Raw genomic sequence first — 5326 nt, forward strand, 5'->3', positions numbered from 1 at the left:
GAGTAGGACACTGCCAGGCATCAAATAAAGCCGAAAGCCCTGAACTGACGTTCAGGGCTTTTTGCTATGCGTAAAATAAATATCCTGACTGTATCTATTACTTTGAAAAATACCTTTTTGGCATATGTAGCTTATTCTTATAAGGAAGCATAATGTTTTTTGCCGGAGAAATAGCCAGATTAATATATAATTGATAGCTTCAGATTATTATTTAAATAATAAAAATGCCTATTTATTAATGTGTTAATAAGAAATATCTGGTTATATCAAAGATAAATCTTAATTCTTTAGTGTATTATTCGATAAATTTCACGTTAATTAAAACAAATATTAGCCAGACGCCTCGAATCGAGTAGACTAGGCGAAAGATTATTTCCGTATAGGTACTGAACGTTATGTCTACTGAAAGCGCGTCTTTAAAAAACCACAATACGTTTGCGCTCCCGGTCAACGCAGCGCACCTGATCATGGCCGATAGAATTGAACTGATGCTCAAGGTGTGGCAACAAACGCGCAAGCGTCAGGAGCCGCTGCTGATTCTCGGTGAAGGTAGCAACGTGCTGTTCCTGGAGGATTTCTCGGGCACGGTAATGGTCAATCAGTTGAAGGGTATCGATGTTCGAGAAGATAACGATGCCTGGTATCTCCACGTCAGCTCCGGTGAAAATTGGCATGACCTGGTGCAATATACGCTGCAGGCTGGGATCTGCGGCCTGGAAAACCTGGCTTTGATCCCTGGATTGGCCGGTTCCGCCCCTATTCAGAACATCGGCGCCTACGGCGTCGAATTGAAAGACGTCTGCGAGTATGTCGATTTGCTGGACTTCTCTACCGGCGCTATCGATCGCATCCCGGCTGCCGAGTGTGGTTTTGGCTACCGGGAAAGCATTTTCAAGCACCGTTTCCAAACTGGGCATGTCATTGTCGGGCTGGGTCTGCGTCTCAACAAACAGTGGCAACCCAAATTGAGTTACGGCGATCTGGCCAAGCTGGAGCCCACCACGGTGACGCCGCTTCAGGTATTTGAATCCGTATGTGCTATGCGTCGCAGCAAGCTGCCCGATCCGCGCGAAACCGGCAATGCCGGCAGCTTCTTCAAGAATCCTTTGGTGAACGCAGAGAAAGCCGCAGAACTCGTCGCCAAATATCCTGGCATGCCGCATTATCCGCAGCAGGATGGTCAGGTGAAGCTGGCCGCCGGCTGGCTTATCGACCAATGCGAGCTGAAAGGATATCGCATCGGTGGTGCTGCGGTACACCGCCAGCAGGCGCTGGTGCTGGTGAACATCGACAATGCCCACAGCCAGGATGTGGTGGCGCTGGCGCGCCACGTACGCAAGACGGTGGCCGATAAATTCGGTGTGTGGTTGGAGCCTGAGGTGCGCTTTATTGGCGCGACCGGTGAGCTGAATGCCGTGGCGGTGCTGTCATGAAAGATACCAAGGTTCCGTTAAAACTGATCGCGTTGTTGGCCGACGGCGAATTCCATTCCGGGGAACACCTCGGTGAGTCACTCGGCATGAGCCGTGCTGCGATCAATAAGCATATTCAAACCATTCGCGAGTGGGGGCTGGATGTCTTTACCGTGCCTGGCAAAGGGTACAGCTTGCCTGCCCCCATGCCGCTATTGGAGGCGGAACGCATTCTAAAAGGGTTGGACGACAAACGCGTTACCGTGTTGCCGGTAGTCGACTCTACCAATCAATATTTGCTGGATCGTATCGAAACACTACAATCTGGCGACGCCTGCATCGCTGAGTATCAACTGGCTGGCCGCGGTCGTCGTGGGCGCCAGTGGATTTCGCCGTTTGGCGCCAATTTATACCTGTCGATGTTTTGGCGATTGGAACAGGGGCCAGCTGCGGCGATGGGGCTGAGCCTGGTGATCGGCATGGTGATGGCGGAGGTCTTGCAGCGCCTTGGCGCTAAAGACGTGCGAGTAAAATGGCCCAACGACCTCTACCTGAACGATCGCAAATTGGCAGGGATCCTGGTCGAGTTGACAGGAAAAACTGGCGATGCGGCTCAGTTGGTCATCGGTGCTGGCATTAATTTGGCGATGCGGGATACCAATGCCGGGGGGATCAACCAAGGTTGGATCAACCTGCAAGAAGCCGGCATTAACATCGATCGTAATGAGCTGACTGCTACTTTGCTCAATGAATTGCGGCAGTCGTTAAAACAATTCGAGATAGATGGGCTGGGGCCATTCATTGGTCGTTGGCGCACGTTGGATAATTTTATCGACAGACCGGTCAAACTGCTGATTGGTGAGCGGCAGATTGTAGGGATCGCACGAGGCATCGATTCGCAGGGGGCACTGCTGCTGGAACAAGATGGGGAGATCAAACCCTTTATCGGCGGAGAGATATCGCTGCGCAGTGCAGAATAGCGAGCGCAACCAAGGGGACGTTACCGTCCCCTTGAGCGATCGGTAGTCTTACTTTCTTAAGCGCACGCTTTCAACGGCATGGTTGGCGCTTTTGGTCATGATCAGGCTGGCGCGTTCGCGGGTAGGTAGTATATTCTGCTGCAAATTCAAGCCGTTAATTTCATTCCACAATTGTGTAGCGATATTAATCGCTTCCGGTTCCGGCAATTTTGAATAGTTATGGAAATAAGAATCGGGATTGGAAAATGCGCCCTGACGGAATTTCAGGAAACGATTGATATACCAGCTTTGCAATAGCGTCTCCGGGGCATCGACATATATGGAGAAGTCGACAAAATCGGAAACGAATACGCGATGAGGATCGTGCGGGTAATCCATACCGCTTTGCAATACGTTAAGCCCTTCCAGGATCAGAATATCCGGTTGCTCGATGACTTTATTACCCTCAGGTACAACGTCATAGATTAAATGAGAATAAACCGGAGCGGTAACGCGTTTGGCGCCGGATTTCACTTCTGACACGAATTTCACCAGGCTATGCATATCGTAAGACTGCGGGAAGCCTTTTTTCTTCATCAGGCCGCGTTCGTTCAGCACCTTATTAGGATGCAAGAAGCCGTCGGTCGTGATCAACTCAACGCTGCGGTGTTCCGGCCAGCGGCTCAGCAACGCCTGCAACAGACGTGCGGTCGTGCTCTTACCTACGGCTACGCTGCCGGCTATGCCGATGACATAGGGAATTTTTTGCCCGTCGGTGCCGAGGAATTGCTCGAGCACCGCCTGTCGGCGCAGGTTGGAACTGATATAGAAGTTCAATAGTCGTGACAGCGGCAGATAAATCTGCGCAACTTCTTCCAACGAGAGATCTTCGTTAATCCCTTTCAGCTTAACGATCTCTTCTTCCGATAACGTCAGCGGCACCGAATCTCGCAACGCAGCCCATTGGGTACGATCGAACTGTAGGTAAGGCGTTGCTAAAGATTGATCTCTTTTTATCATAAGCCAAATTCTGCCTGTTAACGCAGGTTGGGAAAGGCGCCGGACGCCAACTCCAGAGAATAAACAAGCTGCATATTATAGACAGCTTCGTTTTTGGCGTAGACTTTTTTCGCAAAAGTTGTCGATAGGCAGCAGTTTATGTCAATTGTGCGAAGCGGCGCGCAGTTGATAAGGCGGGGTTGCAAGGCGGTATCATCGGGGCCGGATACCGCCTGAAGGCTAGCAGGCAATGGCGCGCGAAGGTTGGTTTACGGTGAATAGACGTTTGTAATAAATGACGGTCGGATGATAATGCCCATCGGGGCCCGCTGCATAATCCGGTAGCTCGCCCAAACAGCGATAACCCAGGCTACGATAAAGCGCTTCAGCCGCTGAGCCAGCCTGCGTATCCAGGTACAATAGCCCGCGCTGCTGTTGCAGTGCCGCCTGCTCCAACGTCTTCATCAGCGCCAGACCTACGCCGTTGCGGCGAGCGCGGCTATGCACCAATAGCTTCACCACCTCCGCACGATTACGGCCATTCGGTTTCTGGCAGAGCTCGAGTTGCACGGTGCCAACGACGCCGCGTTCGTCGCGGGCAATCCACAATAGCAGCTCGCTTTTGGCCAAGGCGGGACGCAGGCTGTGGAAGTAACTCTCGGCGTCTTCATGCGGGATTAAGGTGTCGTAGCCCACTGAAGCACCGTGGGTGACCGCATCGGTCAACAGGCGAGCCAATTCATCGCGATAAATCGGGAGCGTAGCGGCGTTGATAGGCACTATTTTCATCGGTCATTCCTCCAGAGATGGGGGTAATGAAGATAAGCAATAACTGCGCCAGAACGACGAAAGGCATAGCCACGGCGAAAGAGCGAGCAATAAGTGTAGTTCACGCCACGAACCTGGGCAGCGATCCTCTTTTTGGTGCATCGATCCCGCTCACGGTTTACCGATGCAGGTTACGTGTTTTGAGAAGCCGACACGGAGAAAGGGGCTCTCAATGCTTGCAAAAAGTGGATAAAATTGTAGAGAATGATTGCAGCAAGTGATGAATGTTTGCACGCCGCAGGCTGCGAATTGCATGACAGCATGCAAAATTGACTGATTTGTGAGCGAAAGTGCGCGTAAAGCAATTTTTTTGTTGCATAGGCCGTCCGCTCTACCTAGAATGCGCTGCACTTGATGCCGGCTTAGCTCAGTAGGTAGAGCAACTGACTTGTAATCAGTAGGTCACCAGTTCGATTCCGGTAGCCGGCACCATTCAAGTCACAAGTAGTTAAAATCTGGTGGGGTTCCCGAGCGGCCAAAGGGAGCAGACTGTAAATCTGCCGTCACAGACTTCGAAGGTTCGAATCCTTCCCCCACCACCAAATCTTGCCTTCGGCGATTAACTGAGATGCGATAAATACCGCAGCGGTTGATGGCGGGAGGAGAGGGCGAAAGCCTTCGGCAAGGTTCGAGCTGTGCAGCGCAAGGCGCAGCCGGCCCGAAGGATGCGAAGCGAGTGATGAATAGTCCTGCTCCATCCCAAAATTCTACAGAAAAATCAGGTAGCCGAGTTCCAGGATGCGGGCATCGTATAATGGCTATTACCTCAGCCTTCCAAGCTGATGATGTGGGTTCGATTCCCACTGCCCGCTCCAAGATGTGCTGATATAGCTCAGTTGGTAGAGCGCACCCTTGGTAAGGGTGAGGTCGGCAGTTCGAATCTGCCTATCAGCACCACTTCTTAATTTCTCGCCCCCTGATTTTCTTTCTGTTCTGGATTCAACGAGCAAATGCTTGGTTGATGTGGTGATACCACCGATTTATCCGTGTCTTAGAGGGACAATCGATGTCTAAAGAAAAGTTTGAACGTACAAAACCGCACGTTAACGTCGGTACTATCGGCCACGTTGACCACGGTAAAACTACCCTGACTGCAGCGATCACCACCGTTCTGGCTAAAACCTACGG

Annotated in this window: 5 protein-coding genes, 4 tRNA genes and 1 other RNA gene; 8 read left to right on the forward strand and 2 right to left on the reverse strand. The window is 51.4% G+C overall.

Annotated elements, in window-relative coordinates; all coding sequences use genetic code 11:
* Nucleotides 1-395: 395 nt before the first annotated feature.
* Together murB and birA are read left to right on the forward strand one after the other, a co-directional pair.
* Complete coding sequence (gene murB, locus FOT55_RS12405; protein WP_025304934.1) at nucleotides 396-1433, forward strand: UDP-N-acetylmuramate dehydrogenase; 1038 nt, start codon at nucleotides 396-398, stop codon at nucleotides 1431-1433.
* A complete protein-coding gene (birA, locus tag FOT55_RS12410) occupies nucleotides 1430-2392 on the forward strand; it encodes a bifunctional biotin--[acetyl-CoA-carboxylase] ligase/biotin operon repressor BirA (RefSeq protein ID WP_025304935.1) in 963 nt (320 codons plus the stop codon). The genes murB and birA overlap by 4 nt, the downstream gene beginning before the upstream one ends.
* A gap of 48 nt (nucleotides 2393-2440) precedes the next feature.
* Here the strand turns inward: birA and coaA are convergent, their stop codons facing one another.
* Together coaA and FOT55_RS12420 are read right to left on the reverse strand one after the other, a co-directional pair.
* The gene (gene coaA / locus FOT55_RS12415; protein WP_025304936.1) at nucleotides 2441-3391 is read right to left on the reverse strand and encodes a type I pantothenate kinase; all 951 of its coding nucleotides are present in this window, start codon (nucleotides 3389-3391) and stop codon (nucleotides 2441-2443) included.
* Nucleotides 3392-3610: 219 nt separating this feature from the next.
* Nucleotides 3611-4159 (reverse strand): GNAT family N-acetyltransferase, encoded by a 549-nt coding sequence (locus FOT55_RS12420; RefSeq protein ID WP_025304937.1) that lies wholly within the window; start codon nucleotides 4157-4159, stop codon nucleotides 3611-3613.
* 395 nt (nucleotides 4160-4554) lie between these two features.
* Between FOT55_RS12420 and FOT55_RS12425 the strand changes: the two genes are divergently transcribed.
* The 6 genes from FOT55_RS12425 to FOT55_RS12450 all read left to right on the forward strand — a co-directional run.
* Nucleotides 4555-4630: transfer RNA gene (locus tag FOT55_RS12425), tRNA-Thr, on the forward strand.
* A gap of 25 nt (nucleotides 4631-4655) precedes the next feature.
* Nucleotides 4656-4740 (forward strand) — tRNA-Tyr (locus FOT55_RS12430).
* 46 nt (nucleotides 4741-4786) lie between these two features.
* A non-coding RNA gene (locus FOT55_RS12435) (RtT sRNA) lies at nucleotides 4787-4902 on the forward strand.
* Nucleotides 4903-4938: 36 nt separating this feature from the next.
* Nucleotides 4939-5013, forward strand: a tRNA-Gly gene (locus FOT55_RS12440).
* A gap of 6 nt (nucleotides 5014-5019) precedes the next feature.
* Nucleotides 5020-5095, forward strand: a tRNA-Thr gene (locus FOT55_RS12445).
* A 109-nt stretch (nucleotides 5096-5204) separates the two neighbouring features.
* Nucleotides 5205-5326: GTP-binding protein (locus FOT55_RS12450; RefSeq protein WP_004202223.1), on the forward strand; the 122-nt coding region annotated here is incomplete at its 3' end.

Origin of the sequence: Serratia bockelmannii (assembly GCF_008011855.1) — a bacterium.
Classification (GTDB): domain Bacteria; phylum Pseudomonadota; class Gammaproteobacteria; order Enterobacterales; family Enterobacteriaceae; genus Serratia; species Serratia bockelmannii.